Genomic DNA, 17,897 nt, shown 5'->3' with positions numbered 1-17,897 from the left:
TGAAACACCCAAGCGCCGGTCAGAGCAGGGCGCGTCCGTCGTACCCTCCGGCGGGCCGGCCGACCCCGAAGAACGCCGCGAGCGTGGGCGCGACATCGAGGGTGCGGGCGACGCGGGACGACACCGTCGCGGTGGGTACGGCGGGGTGGCCGCCCGCGATGAAGAACGGGATCGCGCGGGTGGCGGGGTGGCCGTGGTTGCCGGGGATCGGGTTGGAGGTCAGCGGGTCGGGATCGCTGAACCGCCAGCCGGCCTGGCAGAACACCACGACGTCGCCGGCCTCCGGGCCCAGTCGCAGCCAGTCGGCGGTGCGGGCGTAGGCGGCGAGCACGCCGTCCTGCTCGCGGGCGATGGCGCGCATCCGCTCGATCGCCTGGTCGCGTTGGGCGCGCGGGCCGGTCCAGTACAGGAGGTCGGCGCCGCCGTTGTCGGCGATCTGGACCTTGCCGGCGAGCAGCGGGTCGGCGGCCAGCGGGCCGGCGAGGGAGATGACCTTGTCGGGCGTCGACCAGTCCATCGAGTGGTCGGCGAGCACGATGACGACGGCGTTCTCCCAAGCCCCGCTGGCCTTCAGCGCGTCGATGAACCGCTGCACCTGCACGTCGGTGTCGGCGAGCGCGAGCTGCCGCGCGAGCTGGAGCGTGGTGCCGGTCAGGTCGGCGTGGCCGAAGCGGTCGATGTCGCCGAGGTTCACGAACATCAGGTTGGGGTCGAGCTCCTCGTGCATCGCCAGCGCGGCCTCGATGGTGAACACGTCCGGCGCGTGCTCGGTGATCGGCAAGGTCGGCGACGGCTCCCACCGGTGCGTCGCCCGCCCGCCGAAGACGCCGTACAGGTAGTCCTTGCTGAGCACCGTGCCGGTGGTGTGCCCGCGCCGGTTGAGGCGCCCGATCAGCGTCTCGCAGCGGATGTCGGACGGCCGGTCCAGGTCGCGGACCTCGCCGAGCTCGCGGTCGTAGACCGAGTTCGCCGGCACGCCGGTGCGGTCCGGCCGGAGCCCGGTCATCATCATCACGTGGTTGGGGATGGTCTCCATCACCGGCATCGACATCGCCTGGGCGAACCGGAGCCCGCCGTCGCGCAGCGCCGCGAGGTTCGGCGTCAGGCCGGAGTCGAGCTCGTCGGGACGGCAGCCGTCGATCACCAGCACGTAGGCGCGCTTGCGGCTGCGGGCGGTGTACGCCGGAGCGTGGGGGAGCGAGGAGAACACCAGGCCGGCGGCACCGGCCTGGAGGAACGTGCGCCGAGACGCCCTCATACCGGCTCCCCGGCGGGCTCGATCCGGCCGGTGCCGGTCTTCGTCGCCCACGACGTCGCCCACGTGACGGTGGTGTCGCGGTCGGCCCGGTCGCCGATGACGTACCAGTCCATCTGGGCCCGCGCCGGCGTCAGGTCGAGCACGGAGAAGCCGTGGCTGTCGAAGTCGAGGTACTTGATGTGCCGGTTGTTGGCGATGATCAGGGCCTCGACCGCGAGGCTGGTCGTGCGCGGCGGCGTGCCGGTGATGTCCTTGAGGTTGTTCGAGGTCACCGACGAGCAGACGAACTCGACGCCGGCGGAGTCGCCGAGCGGGTACGTCGACGCGTCGTACGGGAGCTCGCACGCCCAGCCCGAGTGGATGTCGCCGGTGATGAACAGCGCGTCGGTGACCTGGTGGTCGCGGATGTGCTGGAACACCTCGCGCCGGTCGTCGGTGTAGCCGTCCCACTGGTCGACGTTGTACGGGACGCCGTCGCGGGGGAGCAGCCCGGTCACGTCGTTGATCGGGTCGACGAGGGCGTCCGGCAGGCCGGCGAAGTCGACCGGCGCGATCATCACGGGGTTGCCGATCACCTTCCACTGCGCGCGGTCGCGGCGCAGCGAGTCCTTGAGCCAGTCCAGCTGCTGGCGGCCGATGATCGTGCGGTCCGGGTCGTTGACCCCGGAGTCGGGGACCGGGACCGGCTCGGGCAGGGGCGTGGGCACCTGCGCGTCGCGGTAGGAGCGCAGGTCGAGCATGCTGATCTCGGCGAGCCGGCCGAAGCGGAGCCGCCGGTAGAGACGGTCGCCGTCGCGCAGCCGGGCGGTGCCGTCCATGCGCACCGGCATCCACTCGTCGTACGCCCGGTGCGCCCGCGCACGGCGCTGGAGGTAGTCGCCCTCGCCGAGGTCGGTGTTGTGGTTCTCCGCGCCGTCTCGGTACTGGTCGTTGGTGACCTCGTGGTCGTCCCACGTGACGATCCAGGGGTACTTCGCGTGCAGGTCCTGCAGGTCGGCGTCGCGCTTGTACTGCGCGTGCCGCCGCCGGTAGTCCTGCAGCGACAGCATCTCGTGGGCGGGCTCGTGGCTGCGGATGTCCTCGTCGTCGAAGCCGTAGCCGTACTGGCCGGGCCCGTACTCGTAGAGGTAGTCACCGAGGTGCACGACGGCGTGCAGGTCGTCGCGGGCGGCGAGGCCGCGGTAGGCACTGAACCAGCCCGCCTGGAGGTTCGCGCACGACACCACGCCGAACCGCAGGTTCGCCGGGAGGGCGTCGTGGGCCGGGGCGGTGCGGGTGCGACCGACACGGCTGGCGACTCCGGCGTAGGTGAAGCGGTAGTGGTACCAGGTCGCCGGCGACAGGCCGGTGACGTCGACCTTGACGGTGTGGTCCCGGCTCGCGCTGGTGGTGAACGTCCCGCGCCGGACGACGTCGCGGAAGCGGGCGTCGCGCGCCACCTCCCACTGCACGTCGGCGCGAGTGCTGCGGGTGGTGACGCGGGTCCAGATCAACACGGCGTTCGGGAGCGGGTCGCCCGACGCGACGCCGTGCTGGAAGTAGGACCGGGCGGCGGCGTGGCTCGGCGGCGCGACGGTGAGCGCTGCGGCGCCGACGGTGGCCGTGCCGAGCACGGTGCGGCGATGGACTCGCCCAGGAGAGGAAGGCTGCGGGGTCACGCCTCAGTCAACGACGACGGCGTCCTCGCGTGATGGTCGTTCATCCACTGTTCGACTGAGGGTTCGCCGGCGCAGCAGTGGTGGCACCGGGATCCGGCCGACCGCCACCGCGACGGCCCAGGCCAGCACGATCACCATCCAGCCGACCAGCGCGTCGATCACCCAGTGGTTGCCGGTGCCGACGATGACCACGACGGTGCCGAGGGCATAGACCCACCCGAGCACGCGCACCCACTTGCGGGTGGCGTAGAACTGCAGCGCGAGCGCGACCCACAGCGCCCAGCCGGCATGCATCGACGGGAACGCCGCGAGCTCGTTGGTCAGGCCGCCGAGGCCTCGCGGAGCGGAGGCGTCCGCGCCCCACCAGCCGTCGGCGGCGTGCAGCCTGAGGACGTCGACGTACCCGGCGATGAAGCGCGGCGGGGCGGTCGGCAGCGAGATGTAGGCGACCAGCGCGAGGAGCGTGCCGATGGCCAGCGCGCGGCGGGCCGGACCGTAGCGGTCGGCGCCGAGACGCCAGAGCCAGATCAGCACCGACGCGGTGACGACGTAGTGCAGGGTGGCGTACCAGTAGCTGCCGAGGAGGCCGAGCACCCGGTGGTCGGTGAACAGCTGGTTGAGGGCGAACTCCCACTGGATGCCCATGACGCCCTCGACGTGCAGCAGCTCGTTGGCGCGCGCGAGCGCGGGCTGCATGTTGGTGTCGGCGAGCAGCCGGGCGAGGCTGTAGACGACCCAGAAGGCGACGATCAGCAGCAGCTCGAGCAGGGCACGCGCCCAGCCCGGCAGACCAGAGGTGCGGGCAAGCGCAGGTGCTGAGGCCACAGCACCAGCGTTGTTCATGCACCCTCCCTGTGCCATCCGGGTCCTACCCGGAACCAACACCAGGGTCTGCTCAGGTGATTCCCCGATAGTGCGAGAAAACGTCAGACCCGGCGCAGCACTGCTGTCACTTTACCCAGGATCGTGGCGTCAGTGCCGTCGATCGGATCGTAGGCGGGGTTGTGGGGCAGGAGCCACACATTTCCGTCCTTGCGCTGGAACGTCTTGACCGTCGCCTCGCCGTCGATCATCGCGGCGACGATCTCGCCGTTCTCGGCGGTCGGCTGCTGACGGATCACGACGTAGTCGCCGTTGCAGATCGCGGCGTCGACCATCGAGTCGCCGGAGACCTCGAGCAGGAACAGCTGGCCGTCGCCGACGAGCTGCTTGGGCAGCGGGAAGACGTCCTCGACCCGCTCCTCGGCCAGGATCGGGCCACCGGCGGCGATCCGGCCGACCATCGGGACGTACGCCGCAGCGGGCATCGCGTCGCCCACGCCGGTCTCGTCGTACGACGTCTCCTCGGCGCTCGACATCGACCGGCGCGCGGCCATGACCTCGGGCAGGAAGACCTCGAGGGCGCGCGGCCGGTTGGGGTCGCGCTTGAGGTAGCCCTTCTCCTCCAGGACCTTCAGCTGGTGGGCGACGCTGGAGGAGCTGGTCAGCCCGACCGCCTCGCCGATCTCGCGCATGCTCGGCGGGTAGCCGCGCTTCTCGATGGAGTCCTTGATGTGCGCGAGCACCCGCTGCTGGCGCGGGGTGAGGCCGGTGGCGTCGGCCGGACCGTCGGGGAACTCGGTGACGCGCTTCGCCTCGGTCTTGTCGGCGGTCTTCTTGGTGGCCATGGGCTCACCGTAGCCACCCACGGCCGCGCATTTCAAACATCTGTTCGAATCGCGTGTCGCGGGAATCGATTCGAACAAATGTTCGCGTCACCCTTGAATTCGTTCGAACAGGTGCTCTAATCTCGTACACATGTTCGATCGAACGTCTGATCGAGCAGGCGGTCCAGACAGGTCTCGGAGCACTGTCGGTGGCCACCACTAGAACTGGACACGTCAGCGACCCAGCCCCCTTCCCCCGGAGGTCCCGATGAGCACCGTCACCCTCGACCAGATGACCTGGACGCCCACCCAGCGCCGCAGCACCGTGCGGCTCACCCGGCGTGGCCGGCTGGTGGTGTTCCTGGTCGCGCTGGTCGCGGTGCTCGCGGTCGGCATCGTCCTCGCCCAGGGCTCGGTCGCCTCCGGCGAGAAGGGCACCCCCGCCCCCACGCGCGTCGTGATGGTCGGCGCCGGCGAGACGCTCTGGGACATCGCGGCCGACATCGCCGAGGACGGCGACGTGCGCGGCATGGTCCACGAGATCGAGGAGCTCAACGCCCTCGAGTCCGGCATGGTCGCTGCCGGCCAGGAGCTGCGCGTTCCGCTGCAGTAACCACCACAGACTTCGTCAGCCGCTTCGACCCCGGCTGACGAGCCGGGGAAGACGAGGGGCGGGATCCCGTGATCCCGCCCCTCGCGGCATTTGGTGTCGAGGCTCGGTTCGCTCGCACCTCAACCATCGTGCAATCGGTGGTTGAGGTGCGAGGAGCGCTAGCGACGAGCCTCGAAACCACCTCGAAGTCACCGCACGAACGCGAGCGACTCAGCGCGCCGCGCGCCGACCGCCGACCGGCCGGGGCTCGTCGCCGGTGTCGCCCTTCGGCTTCTCCGGCGGCTTGGTGATGCCGAGCCGGCGGGAGATCGCCGCGATCAGCATGAGCCCGACGAACAGGCACGCCACGGCGCCCACCGACGCAGTCGCGAGGAACCACCAGGCCGTCGAGTTGCCGCTGCGCGCGGACGAGCCGAAGTCGATGGCCGCCCAGACCAGGTAGCCCCACGCCACGATGCAGGCGGTGACGCCGAGTGCGAGCCCCAGCAACGCCGGCTGGAACCGGGTCCTCTGGCGAGGTCCACGGCGCGAGCCGGCGCGCTTGCCTCCGCTCGTCCCCGTCACGGGGACATTGTCGCCGATCGATGGTCGGGCATCGGCCCGGCCCTCGACGCGGCGAGCCTCAGGCGGCCAGCTCGAGCTCCAGCTCGTCGCGCAGCCGGGCGAGCAGCCGCGTCAGCAGCCGGGAGACCTGCATCTGGGTCACGCCGATCTCCTTGCCGATCTCTGACTGCGTGCACCCGCGGAAGAACCGCATCTCCACGATCTTGCGCTCGCGGGGCGAGAGCTTGGCCAGCACCGGGGTGAGCATGGCGCGGGCCTCGGCGTGGTCGAAGCCGGGATCGGTGAACCCGATCCGCGGGCCGAGGGCATCGGCCTCCGCGTGGGTCGGGGCGTCCAGGGACGCCGGCGCGAAGCAGCCGCTGGCGCCGAGGGCGTCGATCACGACCTCGAGGTCCAGGTCGAGGTGGCGGGCGATGTCGGTGGGCCGGGGTGCACGGCCGAGCAGCTGGTAGAGCTCCGGCTCGCTGGCGATGATCTTGGTCTGGGTCTCCTGGATGGAGCGCGGCGGTCGTACCGTCCAGCCCAGGTCGCGGAAGTGCCGGCGTACCTCGCCCCGGATCGTCGGGATGGCGAAGCTGAGGAAGTCGTGGCCCCGGTCGGGGTCGAAGCCGCGCACCGCCTTCACCAAGCCGAGGTAGGCGACCTGCTCGAGGTCCTCGGTGGCGATCCCGCGGGAGCGGAACCGGCGCGTGGCGTCGACGGCGACGGGCATGTTCAGGCGGACGATCTCGTCCTCGATGATGGCCCGGCGGTCGGCGGGGGCCTCGACCCGCTCGGCGAAGAGCCGCGCGGTCTCATCTGAGCGGTTCAGCGTGACAGTCATCGTTGACCTCATCTTCCTCGCGGGGGTGTGGCGCCGGCCCGAGACGTCCGGCGCCACTTAGAGACCTCCCGTCGTTGGTGCAGCGTTAAACCACCCGGAGGGGTGGTCCGGGGGGGCGTGCCAGAGTGGCCTCATGGCGTGGCTCGGAACGCTCCTGGCGGCAGTCCTGACGGCGGGACTCGCCCCTGTCCCTGTCCCTGTCCCTGTCCCTGCGGCCGGGGGCGGACTGGTCGGACCCGGTCGTGGTGAGGTCGACCTGCCAGCAGCAGGGCCGACCGCACCCAGGTGAGGGTCGACGGCTTCGGCGTAGCGGACCGGCGCTGGTCGGGGGAGTACTGGCTCGAGGTGGGCGTCGACGACACGAACGACGAGTACCTGCGGTTCCGCTCCCGCGACGGCCGGTTCCACCAGGCGTTCGACGTCGCGGGCACCGGCACGGCGGCGAGCCTCGACCTGGAGCGGCGGCGTCCCTACGCGTGTTTCGCCGGGTACGACGAGAAGCCCCGCTACACCGTGCTCAGCGGGACGGGCATGCGCGTGCTGGTGCGGCACCGCGACGACGAGCCGGTGGGGGTCCGGGGCTCGGTGGACTGCCGGGTCGGCACGGCGTGGCGAGTGACGGTCCGCGTCGAGCTGGGCGGTCGCGAGTCTCGCTTCGAGAGCCGCGAGCGGCGCTGCCGCCGGGGGTGGACGGAGTTTGGCGGGACGACCGGCCTCGACGCCGCGTCCGCCGCCCGGCCGGCTCGCATCGTCCTGGTTGCGCACGAGGTCGGGGGACAGGTCCGGCGGGCCGAGTTCGTGGGCCGGTCGAGGGCTCGCCGAGCTGCGCGACACGCCCTGCTCCGGACCCGTTCTCCGGCCCCGCGCATGCCCTGACCTGCGGCTTTACCGTCGCCGTCGCGGTGGCGCCAGGAACTTCTCGGCACTACTTGCGTGGCCCGTCGCCCGGGCGTACGGTTACCCCTACATGTAGTACTTACACCGGTGTAGTTATCCACATCTAGTGCACAGCGCAGGTGCGGAAGACCCACAGCCGGCCCGTGGTTCTACACAGAGTGACCCCCGTTATCCACAGCCTCGCACCCTCCCTCACGGGAGTTGCTGGCGCGCCCTGAGGAAGGAGCTCCCGATGCACTGTCCGTACTGCCGGCACACCGACACCCGGGTGCTCGACTCGCGGGTCGCGGACGACGGGGGCTCGATCCGGCGGCGGCGTACCTGCTCGTCCTGCGAGCGCCGGTTCACCACCGTCGAGATGATGCAGCTGACCGTGCTCAAGCGCTCGGGCGCCTCCGAGCCCTTCACCCGCGACAAGGCGATCTCGGGCGTCCGGAAGGCCTGCAAGGGCCGCCCGGTCACCGAGGACCAGCTCGCCTGCCTCGGCCAGGCGGTCGAGGACGCGCTCCGGCTCGAGGGAGCCGCCGAGATCCCGGCCCACGAGGTGGGCCTGGCGATCCTCGGCCCGCTGCGGGAGCTCGACGAGGTGGCCTACCTGCGCTTCGCGAGCGTCTACCGCGCCTTCGAGTCGGCCGAGGACTTCGAGAACGAGATCGCCGCGCTGCGCGCGGAACGTGAGCTTCAGCCCCTCTCCACGGGCTGACACAGACCGCCCGGCGCGGGTAGTGGGGAAGCTGCGCGCGCCGGGCGCTCCATCGTCGGCACCGATGTCGGTGCCACCAGCAAGAGTCAGCAGTAGCAGCCAGCAGTAGCAACAGTTCGCAACACACAACCTCGACAGACGGGACACAGAGGGATGACCGAGACGGTGAGCGGGGCGGCCGGCGCCAAGGCCAAGACGGGCACGGGCGCAGGGCTGAAGATCGAGCGGGTCTTCAGCACCGAGGGGGTGCACCCGTACGACGAGATCACGTGGGAGCGCCGTGACGTCGTGCAGACGAACTGGAAGACCGGTGCCACGGTCTTCGAGCAGCGCGGTGTGGAGTACCCCGACTTCTGGTCGGTCAACGCCTCGACCATCGTCACGACCAAGTACTTCCGCGGCGCGGTCGGCAGCGACGCCCGCGAGTGGAGCCTCAAGCAGCTCATCGACCGGATCGTGAAGACCTACACCAAGGCCGGCATCGACCACGGCTACTTCGCGACGACCACCGACGCCGAGGTCTTCGAGCACGAGCTCACCTGGCTGCTGGTGCACCAGTACTTCTCGTTCAACAGCCCCGTCTGGTTCAACGTCGGCACCCCGTCGCCGCAGCAGGTCTCGGCCTGCTTCATCCTCTCCGTCGACGACTCGATGGACTCGATCCTGAACTGGTACAAGGAAGAGGGCTTCATCTTCAAGGGCGGCTCCGGCGCCGGCCTGAACCTCTCCCGGATCCGCTCCTCCAAGGAGCTGCTCTCCTCCGGAGGCACCGCCTCCGGCCCGGTCTCCTTCATGCGCGGTGCGGACGCCTCCGCGGGCACCATCAAGTCGGGCGGCGCCACGCGCCGGGCGGCCAAGATGGTCGTCCTCGACGTCGACCACCCCGACATCGAGGAGTTCGTGATGACCAAGGCGCGCGAGGAGGACAAGATCCGCGCGCTGCGCGACGCCGGCTTCGACATGGACCTCGGCGGCGCCGACATCACCTCGGTGCAGTACCAGAACGCCAACAACTCGGTCCGCGTCTCCGACGAGTTCATGCGCGCGGTCGAGGACGGCACGGATTTCGGCCTGCGGGCCCGCAAGACCGGCGAGGTCATCGAGCGCGTCGACGCTCGCGACCTGTTCCGCAAGATCGCGACCGCCGCGTGGGAGTGCGCCGACCCGGGTCTGCAGTACGACGACACCATCAACGACTGGCACACCAACCCCGAGACCGGCCGGATCACCGCGTCCAACCCGTGCTCCGAGTACATGTCGCTGGACAACTCCTCGTGCAACCTGGCGTCGCTGAACCTGCTCAAGTTCCTCAAGGAAGACGACACCTTCGACGCCGAGCTGTTCGCGAAGGCCGTCGAGTTCATCATCACCGCGATGGACATCTCGATCTGCTTCGCCGACTTCCCGACCGAGGCGATCGGCCAGACCACCGTCGACTACCGCCAGCTCGGCATCGGCTACGCCAACCTCGGCGCGCTGCTGATGGCGATGGGCCTCGGCTACGACTCCGACGGTGGCCGCGCGATGGCCGCCACCATCACCTCGCTGATGACCGGCACGTCGTACAAGCGCTCGGCGGAGCTCGCCGCGATCGTCGGCCCGTACGCCGGCTACGCCCGCAACGCCGAGGCGCACAAGCGCGTCATGCGCAAGCACCAGGCCGCCAACGACACCGTCCGCACGCTCGGCATCGCCGACGGCCAGGTGCACAAGCTGGCCACGCAGGCGTGGGCCGACGTGATCAAGCTGGGCGAGACCAACGGCTTCCGCAACGCGCAGGCCTCGGTGCTCGCCCCGACCGGCACCATCGGCTTCATGATGGACTGCGACACGACCGGCATCGAGCCGGACTTCTCGCTGGTCAAGTTCAAGAAGCTCGTCGGCGGCGGCTCGATGCAGATCGTCAACCAGACGATCCCGCGGGCGCTGAAGAAGCTCGGCTACGTCGAGGAGCAGATCGAGGCGATCGTCGCCTACATCGCCGAGCACGGCCACGTGATCGACGCCCCCGGCCTGAAGACCGAGCACTACGAGGTCTTCGACACCGCGATGGGTGCCCGCGCGCTGAAGCCGATGGGCCACGTCCGGATGATGGCGGCGGCCCAGCCGTTCCTGTCCGGCGCGATCTCGAAGACGGTCAACCTGCCGGAGACGGCGACCGTCGAGGAGATCGAGGAGGTCTACCTCCAGTCGTGGAAGCTCGGCCTCAAGGCCACCGCGATCTACCGCGACAACTGCAAGGTCGGCCAGCCGCTGGCCGACGGCGGCGGCAAGGCCAAGAAGGACGCCGCGGACGCCGAGGCGGCGACCGCGGCTGCCGCGGAGGCCACCAAGGTCGTCGAGAAGATCGTCTACACCCCGGCGCGCAAGCGGCTGCCGAAGTCGCGCGTCTCGCGCACCACCTCCTTCACGGTGGGTGGCGCCGAGGGCTACATGACCTCGGGTGCGCACGACGACGGCCAGCTCGGCGAGGTGTTCCTCAAGCTCGGCAAGCAGGGTTCGACCCTGGCCGGCGTGATGGACGCGTTCTCGATCGCGGTCAGCATCGGCCTGCAGTACGGCGTCCCGCTGGAGACCTACGTCTCGAAGTTCACCAACCTGCGCTTCGAGCCGGCCGGCCTCACCGACGACGCGGACGTCCGGATGGCGCAGTCGATCATGGACTACATCTTCCGCCGCCTCGCCCTGGACTACCTCGACTTCGACGCCCGCCAGGCTCTCGGCATCTACTCCGCCGACGAGCGCCAGCGCTACCTCGAGACCGGCTCCTACGAGCCCGTCGAGGAGACCGGCTCGGCCGCCGAGCTGATGGAGACCCCCGTGGTCGAGATCATCGACGCCGAGGAGGAGGCCCCGGCCCCGGTCGCCGAGGCCCCGAAGGTCGAGCGCCAGGAGGCCCACACCTCCGCCGAGCTCCTGGAGAAGATCACCGGCACCGCCGTCGACTCCCCGCTCTGCTTCACCTGCGGCACCAAGATGCGCCCCGCCGGCTCCTGCTACGTCTGCGAGGGCTGCGGCAGCACCAGCGGCTGCAGCTGACCGAGAGTCGCAGCAGGCCCGACACCGATTGCGGTGTCGGGCCTGCTTGCTTATGGTCAGCCACTCATACATCCGTCTGACGGCGGCTGGAGTTCTCGTCTCGCCTAGTCGCTCAAGGCCGTCGCGGAACTCGCCGATACCTCCTGAAACTCTTGGCGAGTGCAGAGGTCGTGAGATGACAAGGTTCGAACCGTTCTCGCGTGGTCGGTTCCGTGAGCTACAACGTTCCTGGCTGAGGCGGAACCGCATTCTTGTGGCCGGGCTATCCGCCGGCGCCCTAGCCGTCCTTGTCCTCGAATTTCTCATCCTGTCGGTGTCCGACCCGTACTCGTCGGCATTCCGCTGGTGGCTGCTCGGTGCGATCCAGGCGGCGACCGTTGTCGCACTGATCGCGATGCTCAGCGTTGGCTTCTTGGTTCACGATCGCGATGCGATCCTCCAGCTGCGAGGAGCTTGGGGTGAGGAGAACACGCGCGATGAATTGGCGCGCGCCAAACGAAGGCACTTGATCTGGGGTTGGGTTGACAGCATTCCTCTTCAGATCGGTGATATGGACCACTTCGTGGTGACCCGACGAGGCGGTCTTGTCGTTGTCGATTCCAAGTGGCGTTCAGCGGCGGTCACTGATGCCGACGACATGGCGCGGGCGGCACGTCGGGTCAGGACGCGGGCCGAAGGAGTCGTGAGATCGTGCATAGCTCGCGACCGGGCAGGCAAGCACCGAGGCAAGGTGAATCCGCTCGCTGTGCGTCCAGTCGTGGTGTTGTGGGGGCCCGCACAGTATGACCTCCAGCCTGGATACATAGTCGACGGAGTCGAGTTCGTGGCCGGCCGGCGGCTCTTCGAATGGTTGAAGGCGCTCGACAGTGGTCGAACTGATCGTGAAGCCGCCACGCAGTTGCTGCAGCAGCTCTCCGCGTTCCGAGCGCAAGTCCGTCGCGAGACGGTCGCACGCTAGGCGGTGGCCACCAGCCGGGTCGCCTCGAACACAGCTTCCGGCAGTCGCTGCCTCAGTCTCCACGTGAGACCTACCGGGCGTTCACCTTCCAACTCACCCTCGAGGTCGACGAGTCCAAAGCAGCGGAAGGTGCCATCGATTCGACCAGCGCTCCTTTCACGTACGAAGAGCAGCCGGTTCTTCGAGCCCTCGGGTCCAGCGCCAATGCACTTCAACATCGCGGTGCTGTCTTGACGCCAGTTGTTCGGGCTCTCCCAGTGGAACAGTTGAGGGGAAATCGCGTAGTCGCGGTACTGGACGCTGGAGGAGAACTTCCGGTCGTCCTTATGCAGCGTCACAAACATCAGCTGAGTCTGGGTTGCTGCGTGGAAGTAGGTGCCGGACTGGTGGGTGAACTGCTTGTCGACGGTGGCTACGCCCAGTGCTGCGAATACCTCCGCACGTGTGTAGCGAGCGAATGCATGGATTGGGACATCGACAAGTCCCAACAGAGGTGCGGCTTGCACGTCGACTGCCGCATGGGTCAGCTTGAGAAGGTCGGCGATCTCCACTCGCACCGCCGGCTGTCGCCAGAAGACGTCGAGGCCGCCTTCGAGCGTGCCTGGCTTCTGGCCTAGCTGATGGAAGAGTTGGATGAGCGATCGTCGGTCAACCTCCGAGAGCTCCTGGATGCGTGGCGGGGCGTCCTGGCTGAGCCACCCCCTCCATTGGGCGACTCGGTAACCGTCGGCAACGTGCAGAAGGTGACTCATTCTTCGCAGTAGCGAACTCTCCTCATCGGAAAGCGCGGCATCCGTGTGAACCGCGGGAGCGTTGGGGAGGTCGGCGCGACGCTGAAGACGCGTCCACGAGACCTGGCCGGCATCGTTCGAGTAGAACTCCTCGAGTCCGCGGCCGGTCGCCTCAAGAAAGGTTTCGAGCGTCGTTGACCGCACAGCCGCGAGGTCCGTGGTCAGTTGCCGCATCCCGGTCCGGGCCCTCGCGGCCTTCAAAGCAGTCAGAATTCGCTCGCGGGGCACGCGTTCGAGCGTCATTGCGCACCCGGATGGCAGGAACGGGAAGTCGGCCTCGATCTGCTTCGCTGGTGAACCGTGGGTTGGGTCGAGCAGCACGCGAAGCCGGTTCTCGTGTCGGTACTCGGCCCGATGCTGTCCGATGAAATCGAGCACCAGACAACGCGCCTTCCCGGGCGTGGATCGCAGTCCGCGCCCTAGTTGCTGGGAGAAGAGCGTGGCGCTCTGGGTCGGCCTGAGGAGCAAGAGGGTGTCTACGTCAGGCACATCGACTCCTTCGCCGAGGACTTCGACACTGAAGACGACCTGCAGAGCCCCTGCCTTGAGCTTGGCGAGGGTGGCGTCGCGGTGTTCCTGACCATGGGAGCCAGAGAGGTACTCGGCGGCGACTCCCCGGCTCGTGAACTGTTCGGTCATGAACTGGGCGTGCTCCACCGACACGCAGAAGCCGAGTGCGCGCATCGCGTGTGGGTGTTCGACCCACCGGTCGATTGCTTCCACGATGCGCTTCACTCGCTCGTGGTCCGCGGTATACAGATTGGTCAGTTCGCCGGCGGCGTAGTCCCCCTGGCGCCAGGTCACGTTGCTGAGGTCGGTCCCATCGTCAATTCCCACGTACTCGAAGGGAGCGAGCAGTTGATCGTCGATCGCTTCCCAGAGTCGGAGCTCCGTGGTGTAGGTGCCGCCGAAGAGATCAAGGATTGACGTGCCATCGGTCCGTTCGGGGGTCGCGGTTAGCCCGACCAGCTCCGCCGGTGCGAGATGCTGAATGACCTCGCGCCACGACTCTGCCGCCCCGTGGTGCGCTTCATCAATGTAGACGACCTGGTAGGCCTCCGAGTCGAACTGTCCCAGGCGACGATGCAACGTCTGAACCATCGCGAAGACGTGGACGGCGTTGGTGGTCAGCGAACGCGACCCGGTCAGAATCTCCCCAAACGCAGGGTCTCGAAGGGCCTTGCGAAAGGTCGACCGGGCCTGCTCCAAGATCTGCTCGCGGTGCGCCACGAACAGCATCGACGGACGTGGTTTCCCCGGGACGCACAGGCGCGCGTAGTCCAGGGCAGCCATTACTGTCTTGCCTGTCCCTGTGGCGGCGACAACCAGATGCCGGTGCTCGTCAAACTCCTCTCGCCGCAGCTTGAGGCGGTCGAGCACGATCCGCTGGTGATGCTTGGGTTCCAATGCGAGCTGGGAGTAGACGTCTTGCAGCTCCGCGCTCAGGCTGTCGATGACCTTCTGGGCGCGGCTGCTGAACGCGGCGGCGGCCGTGCCCTTCGCTGCTGCCAATGCGGACTCGAGACGTGGACGGTCGGAGAGGCTGTACGACTCGTAGGGTTCGGCGTGCCAATAGCTATCAAAGGTGTGCTGGATCCTGGCGAATACGCCTGGAGCATCCGCCCGAGCCAGTCGAACGTTCCACTCGAGGCCCGAGAACAATGCCGCCTCGGACAGGTTGGAAGAGCCAATGAAGGCGGTGTCGAGTTCACCCGTCCTGCGAAACAACCACGCCTTAGCGTGCAGCTTGGTCGCCGACCCTTGGTAGTTGACTTTGACCTGCGCGCCAAGCCTGACGAACTCGTCGAGCGCCTTCGGGCTAGTTGAGCCGAGATACGTCGAAGTGATGACGCGGATTCGGCCACCGCGCTCGATGAGCTTGCGGAACTCGTCACGAAGCGGCTCGAAACCCGTGTATCCGACGAACGCACAGATCAGATCAACCTCGTCGGCGCACCGCAGTTCCTCAAGGAGAACCTTGCCGAGCCCGGGCTCGCCTTGCCCGTTGACGAACAACTCACTCGATGTCAGGGGGACAGTCGGATGGGCTGGCAAGGACTGGGCGAGGCCGAGTGCAGGTCGTACTCCGGTGAGAATCCGCGGCGGGACGGCCACGCGGTCCTCGTCAAAGCCCAGGGCCGAGATGGCATCGTTCACTTGGCCGACACTTGTCTCCAGCTCCGCAGCATCGTCGGGGGTCCGCAGGCGCCGCGCTACTCGAAGCAGGTGCTTGCCGAGTCGCTCGATAGCGTCCGCAGCGCTGAGCTCCTCTTCGGATGCCTGCCCCTCGCTGAGTTCAGCCAGGGCCTCGCGAAGGTTCTCCGAGATCAACTCGTTGCGTAGGCCTGGCGCGACCAGTTCGTGAGGCACTCCTGCTCCTACTGTTTCGCGGTCACGTACTCCGCAGAGGCTAGGGCCTCGCGATCATTCGGCGGAGCGCAATGTGCTTAGTCAGCCGCCGATCGCCCGCGCATACCGCAACGAGAGCGCCCGCAGGTTCTCGACGAGCGCGGGCGGCTCGCTGACGGAGAAATCCAGGCCGAGCATGCCGATCCAGACGGCGACGACCTCGACGCTGTCGCCGCCGGTGACGAGGTCGGACTCGGTGTCGCTGACCGCCTCGACGGTGCCGACGGCGGGGTTGATGCGGGCCATCACCTCGGTGGCGGGGGCGTGGATGCGGATCCGGACGTGGACGGCCCAGCCGGTGCGGGCGACCTCGCGGACGACGAAGTCGGTGAGGTCGCCGGGAAATTCAGCAGGCGTGAAGCGGCGGCCGCCGGGGGTGCGCAGGTGCAGCCAGTCGACGCGGTACGGCGCCCACGCGCCGCTGGCCGGGTCGCGGGCGACGAGGTACCAGCGGCGCTGCCAGCCGACCAGGTGGTACGGCTCGAGCTCGAGGCGGGTGTCGCGGTAATCGCAGCGCAGGCCCTGGTGGTCGCGAATGGCAGCGGCCAGCTCGTTGAGGAGCTCGGGGTCAACGACGGGGTCCTCGACGTTCGAGTCGGTGTTGACCGGGCCGGCGCTGGTGGCCTGGCGGAGCGCGGCCAGGCGCCGGCGCAGCTTGTCGGGGAGCACCTGCTCCAGCTTCGTCAGCGCGCGGGCGCCGGTCTCCTCGAAGCCGGCCATGCCGGTCGCGGCGCGGAGGCCGACGGCGACGGCGACCGCCTCGTCCTCGTCGAGCAGGAGGGGCGGGAGCTTGGCTCCGGCGCCGAGGCGGTACCGGCCGCCGGGGCCGCGGACCGCGTCGACCGGGTAGCCGAGCTCGCGCAGCCGGGCGACGTCCTTGCGGACGGTGCGGTCGGTGACGTCGAGCCGTTCGGCGATCTCCGCGCCGGACCAGTCGACGCGCGACTGGAGCAGACCGAGCAGCGCCAGGAGGCGGGCAGAAGTTTCCAGCACGACGTCAAAATACAGGAACGTAGTGTTCCGGAACCGGTTCTAGCGTCGTCCTCATGAACACCAACCAGAACACCCAGATCCGTCCCTTCCGCATCGAGGTCGCGCAGGCCGAGCTCGACGACCTCCGCGCCCGGCTCGACCGGGCCCGCTACGCGCCGGCCGCGCCCGGCGACTCCTGGGAGTACGGCACGCCCGTCTCCTACCTGCAGGACATGGTCGAGCGGTGGAAGTCCTTCGACTGGCGCGCGGTCGAGAGCCGGCTCAACGCGCACCCGAACTTCACCACGGAGATCGACGGCCAGACGGTCCACTTCATCCACGTCCGCTCCGACAACCCGGACGCCACGCCCCTCCTGCTCGCGCACACCTACCCGGGGTCGGTGATCGAGTTCCTCGAGATGGTCGAGCCTCTGCGCGAGAGCTTCCACCTCGTGATCCCGTCGATGCCGGGCTTCGGCTTCTCGACCCCGCTGGCCGGCGGCGGCTGGACGATGGCGCGGGTGGCGGCGACGTACGACGCGCTGATGCGTCGGCTCGGCTACGACTCCTACGGCAGCCACGGCAGCGACGCCGGCGCGATGATCGGGCGCGAGCTCGCGGTCCTGAACCCCGAGGGCTTCCTCGGCGCGCACGTGCTGCAGCTCTTCTCGTTCCCGTCCGGGGCGCCCGGGGAGATGGACGGCTTCGGAGAGAAGGAGTACGGCGCCCTCGCGCACCTGCAGTGGTTCGTGAGCGTGGGCGGCTACAACCAGATGAACGGCACCCGCCCGCAGACGATCGGCGCCGCGCTGGCGGACTCGCCGGTGGCCGTGCTCGCCTACAGCGAGCTGTTCGAGAACTTCGGCAACGGCACCAGCCTGGTCCAGCCCGAGCAGGTCCTGGCGCAGGTCAGCCTCTACTGGCTGACCAACACCTACGCCACCGCGGCCCGCTACCACTTCGAGGAGCAGCGCGCCGGCGCAGAGCCCGTTGTCAGCCAGGGCCGGGTCGGGGTTGCGGTGTTCAAGGACGACTTCCGGACGATCCGGGCGTTCGCCGAGCGCGACAACGCCAACATCGTGCACTGGACCGAGTTCCCTCGAGGTGGCCACTACGCCGCCCTCGAGGCACCCGACGAGCTGGTCGCCGACCTGCGGACGTTCTTCGGTCAGGGACCGGTCAGCGGCTGACCCGCGCGATGCACACCTCGCCCGAGGCGCGGTTGACGGCCCGGAACTTGAAGGTGTCCTTGCCGGGGGCGTTCGCGGTCCGGCGCTCGACCTCGAAGGAGCCGCTCGGGCCGCGGGTGGTGCTGGTGCCGCTGTCGGCGTACCGGCCGTTGTGCCGCAGGGTCCAGTCCCAGATCTGGCGGTTGCGGTTGCTGTCGATCTCGGCCTCGACCTCCATGCGGCCGTCGTCGGGGCCGGCCTTGATCTTCCAGTTCGTGCTGCCGGCGCAGGACCCGGACCGCTGGCGGTCGTCGTCGCCCGCGTGAGCGGGCGCGGCGAGGGCCACGGTGGAAGCGGTGAGCAGGGCGGCGGTGGTGAGGGCAATGGTCTTCATGGC

The 17,897-nt window shown here is 68.8% G+C and carries 15 protein-coding genes; 6 read left to right on the top strand and 9 right to left on the bottom strand.

What is annotated here, in order from left to right:
* Positions 1-19: 19 nt before the first annotated feature.
* The 4 genes from ABD875_RS16145 to lexA all read right to left on the bottom strand — a co-directional run bounded on the left by ABD875_RS16145 (position 20) and on the right by lexA (position 4,583).
* Positions 20-1,258 (bottom strand): alkaline phosphatase family protein, encoded by a 1,239-nt coding sequence (locus ABD875_RS16145; RefSeq protein WP_345179837.1) that lies wholly within the window; start codon positions 1,256-1,258, stop codon positions 20-22.
* Complete coding sequence (locus ABD875_RS16140) at positions 1,255-2,871, bottom strand: alkaline phosphatase D family protein (protein ID WP_345179834.1); 1,617 nt, start codon at positions 2,869-2,871, stop codon at positions 1,255-1,257. Before ABD875_RS16140 ends, ABD875_RS16145 begins: the two co-directional genes overlap by 4 nt.
* Before the next feature lie 48 nt (positions 2,872-2,919).
* Positions 2,920-3,741, bottom strand: coding sequence for a phosphatase PAP2 family protein (locus tag ABD875_RS16135; protein ID WP_345179829.1), 822 nt, complete (start codon positions 3,739-3,741; stop codon positions 2,920-2,922).
* Between the two features lie 101 nt (positions 3,742-3,842).
* Positions 3,843-4,583 (bottom strand): transcriptional repressor LexA, encoded by a 741-nt coding sequence (gene lexA / locus ABD875_RS16130; RefSeq protein WP_345179824.1) that lies wholly within the window; start codon positions 4,581-4,583, stop codon positions 3,843-3,845.
* Between the two features lie 247 nt (positions 4,584-4,830).
* Between lexA and ABD875_RS16125 the strand changes: the two genes are divergently transcribed.
* A complete protein-coding gene (locus ABD875_RS16125) occupies positions 4,831-5,175 on the top strand; it encodes a LysM peptidoglycan-binding domain-containing protein (protein ID WP_345179820.1) in 345 nt (114 codons plus the stop codon).
* A 210-nt stretch (positions 5,176-5,385) separates the two neighbouring features.
* On the opposite strand, the gene ABD875_RS16120 is transcribed toward ABD875_RS16125, so the two are convergent.
* Positions 5,386-5,739, bottom strand: coding sequence for a hypothetical protein (locus tag ABD875_RS16120; protein ID WP_345179816.1), 354 nt, complete (start codon positions 5,737-5,739; stop codon positions 5,386-5,388).
* A 58-nt stretch (positions 5,740-5,797) separates the two neighbouring features.
* Positions 5,798-6,562 carry a sigma-70 family RNA polymerase sigma factor gene (locus ABD875_RS16115; RefSeq protein WP_345179812.1) on the bottom strand — a complete coding sequence of 255 codons (765 nt, stop codon included), beginning with the start codon at positions 6,560-6,562 and terminating at the stop codon, positions 5,798-5,800.
* Between the two features lie 285 nt (positions 6,563-6,847).
* On the opposite strand from ABD875_RS16115, the gene ABD875_RS16110 reads away from it, so the two are divergent.
* The 4 genes from ABD875_RS16110 to ABD875_RS16095 all read left to right on the top strand — a co-directional run bounded on the left by ABD875_RS16110 (position 6,848) and on the right by ABD875_RS16095 (position 12,159).
* Positions 6,848-7,438 carry a hypothetical protein gene (locus tag ABD875_RS16110; protein ID WP_345179809.1) on the top strand — a complete coding sequence of 197 codons (591 nt, stop codon included), beginning with the start codon at positions 6,848-6,850 and terminating at the stop codon, positions 7,436-7,438.
* A gap of 253 nt (positions 7,439-7,691) precedes the next feature.
* The gene (nrdR, locus tag ABD875_RS16105; RefSeq protein ID WP_345179807.1) at positions 7,692-8,162 is read left to right on the top strand and encodes a transcriptional regulator NrdR; all 471 of its coding nucleotides are present in this window, start codon (positions 7,692-7,694) and stop codon (positions 8,160-8,162) included.
* A 153-nt stretch (positions 8,163-8,315) separates the two neighbouring features.
* Positions 8,316-11,201: a vitamin B12-dependent ribonucleotide reductase gene (locus ABD875_RS16100; RefSeq protein WP_345179804.1), complete on the top strand. Its 2,886-nt coding sequence runs from the start codon at positions 8,316-8,318 to the stop codon at positions 11,199-11,201.
* Positions 11,202-11,514: 313 nt separating this feature from the next.
* Entirely contained in the window at positions 11,515-12,159 is a 645-nt protein-coding gene (locus ABD875_RS16095) for a hypothetical protein (protein ID WP_345179800.1), read from the top strand.
* On the opposite strand, the gene ABD875_RS16090 is transcribed toward ABD875_RS16095, so the two are convergent.
* Together ABD875_RS16090 and ABD875_RS16085 are read right to left on the bottom strand one after the other, a co-directional pair.
* Positions 12,156-15,320, bottom strand: coding sequence for a DUF3427 domain-containing protein (locus ABD875_RS16090; protein ID WP_345179796.1), 3,165 nt, complete (start codon positions 15,318-15,320; stop codon positions 12,156-12,158). The two genes, ABD875_RS16095 and ABD875_RS16090, sit on opposite strands and share 4 nt — an antisense overlap.
* An 81-nt stretch (positions 15,321-15,401) precedes the next feature.
* A complete protein-coding gene (locus ABD875_RS16085; protein ID WP_345179792.1) occupies positions 15,402-16,352 on the bottom strand; it encodes a helix-turn-helix transcriptional regulator in 951 nt (316 codons plus the stop codon).
* Positions 16,353-16,405: 53 nt separating this feature from the next.
* On the opposite strand from ABD875_RS16085, the gene ABD875_RS16080 reads away from it, so the two are divergent.
* Positions 16,406-17,521: an epoxide hydrolase family protein gene (locus ABD875_RS16080; RefSeq protein WP_345179788.1), complete on the top strand. Its 1,116-nt coding sequence runs from the start codon at positions 16,406-16,408 to the stop codon at positions 17,519-17,521.
* Here ABD875_RS16080 and ABD875_RS16075 read toward each other — a convergent pair.
* Positions 17,511-17,894 (bottom strand): hypothetical protein, encoded by a 384-nt coding sequence (locus ABD875_RS16075; protein ID WP_345179785.1) that lies wholly within the window; start codon positions 17,892-17,894, stop codon positions 17,511-17,513. The two genes, ABD875_RS16080 and ABD875_RS16075, sit on opposite strands and share 11 nt — an antisense overlap.
* Between the last annotated feature and the right edge of the window lie 3 nt (positions 17,895-17,897).

It is taken from the genome of Nocardioides caricicola, from assembly GCF_039541135.1.
GTDB classification, from domain to species: Bacteria; Actinomycetota; Actinomycetes; order Propionibacteriales; family Nocardioidaceae; genus Nocardioides; species Nocardioides caricicola.
The sequence above is the reverse complement of the archived record's forward strand: the minus strand, read 5'-3'. Positions and strand labels throughout refer to the sequence as shown.

Coding starts and splice junctions, on each gene's coding strand:
- ABD875_RS16145 (WP_345179837.1), bottom strand. CDS start 1,258: ATGAGGGCGTCTCGGCGCACGTTCCTCCAGGCCGGTGCCGCCGGCCTG.
- lexA (WP_345179824.1), bottom strand. CDS start 4,583: ATGGCCACCAAGAAGACCGCCGACAAGACCGAGGCGAAGCGCGTCACC.
- ABD875_RS16125 (WP_345179820.1), top strand. CDS start 4,831: ATGAGCACCGTCACCCTCGACCAGATGACCTGGACGCCCACCCAGCGC.
- ABD875_RS16115 (WP_345179812.1), bottom strand. CDS start 6,562: ATGACTGTCACGCTGAACCGCTCAGATGAGACCGCGCGGCTCTTCGCC.
- nrdR (WP_345179807.1), top strand. CDS start 7,692: ATGCACTGTCCGTACTGCCGGCACACCGACACCCGGGTGCTCGACTCG.
- ABD875_RS16100 (WP_345179804.1), top strand. CDS start 8,316: ATGACCGAGACGGTGAGCGGGGCGGCCGGCGCCAAGGCCAAGACGGGC.
- ABD875_RS16080 (WP_345179788.1), top strand. CDS start 16,406: ATGAACACCAACCAGAACACCCAGATCCGTCCCTTCCGCATCGAGGTC.
- ABD875_RS16075 (WP_345179785.1), bottom strand. CDS start 17,894: ATGAAGACCATTGCCCTCACCACCGCCGCCCTGCTCACCGCTTCCACC.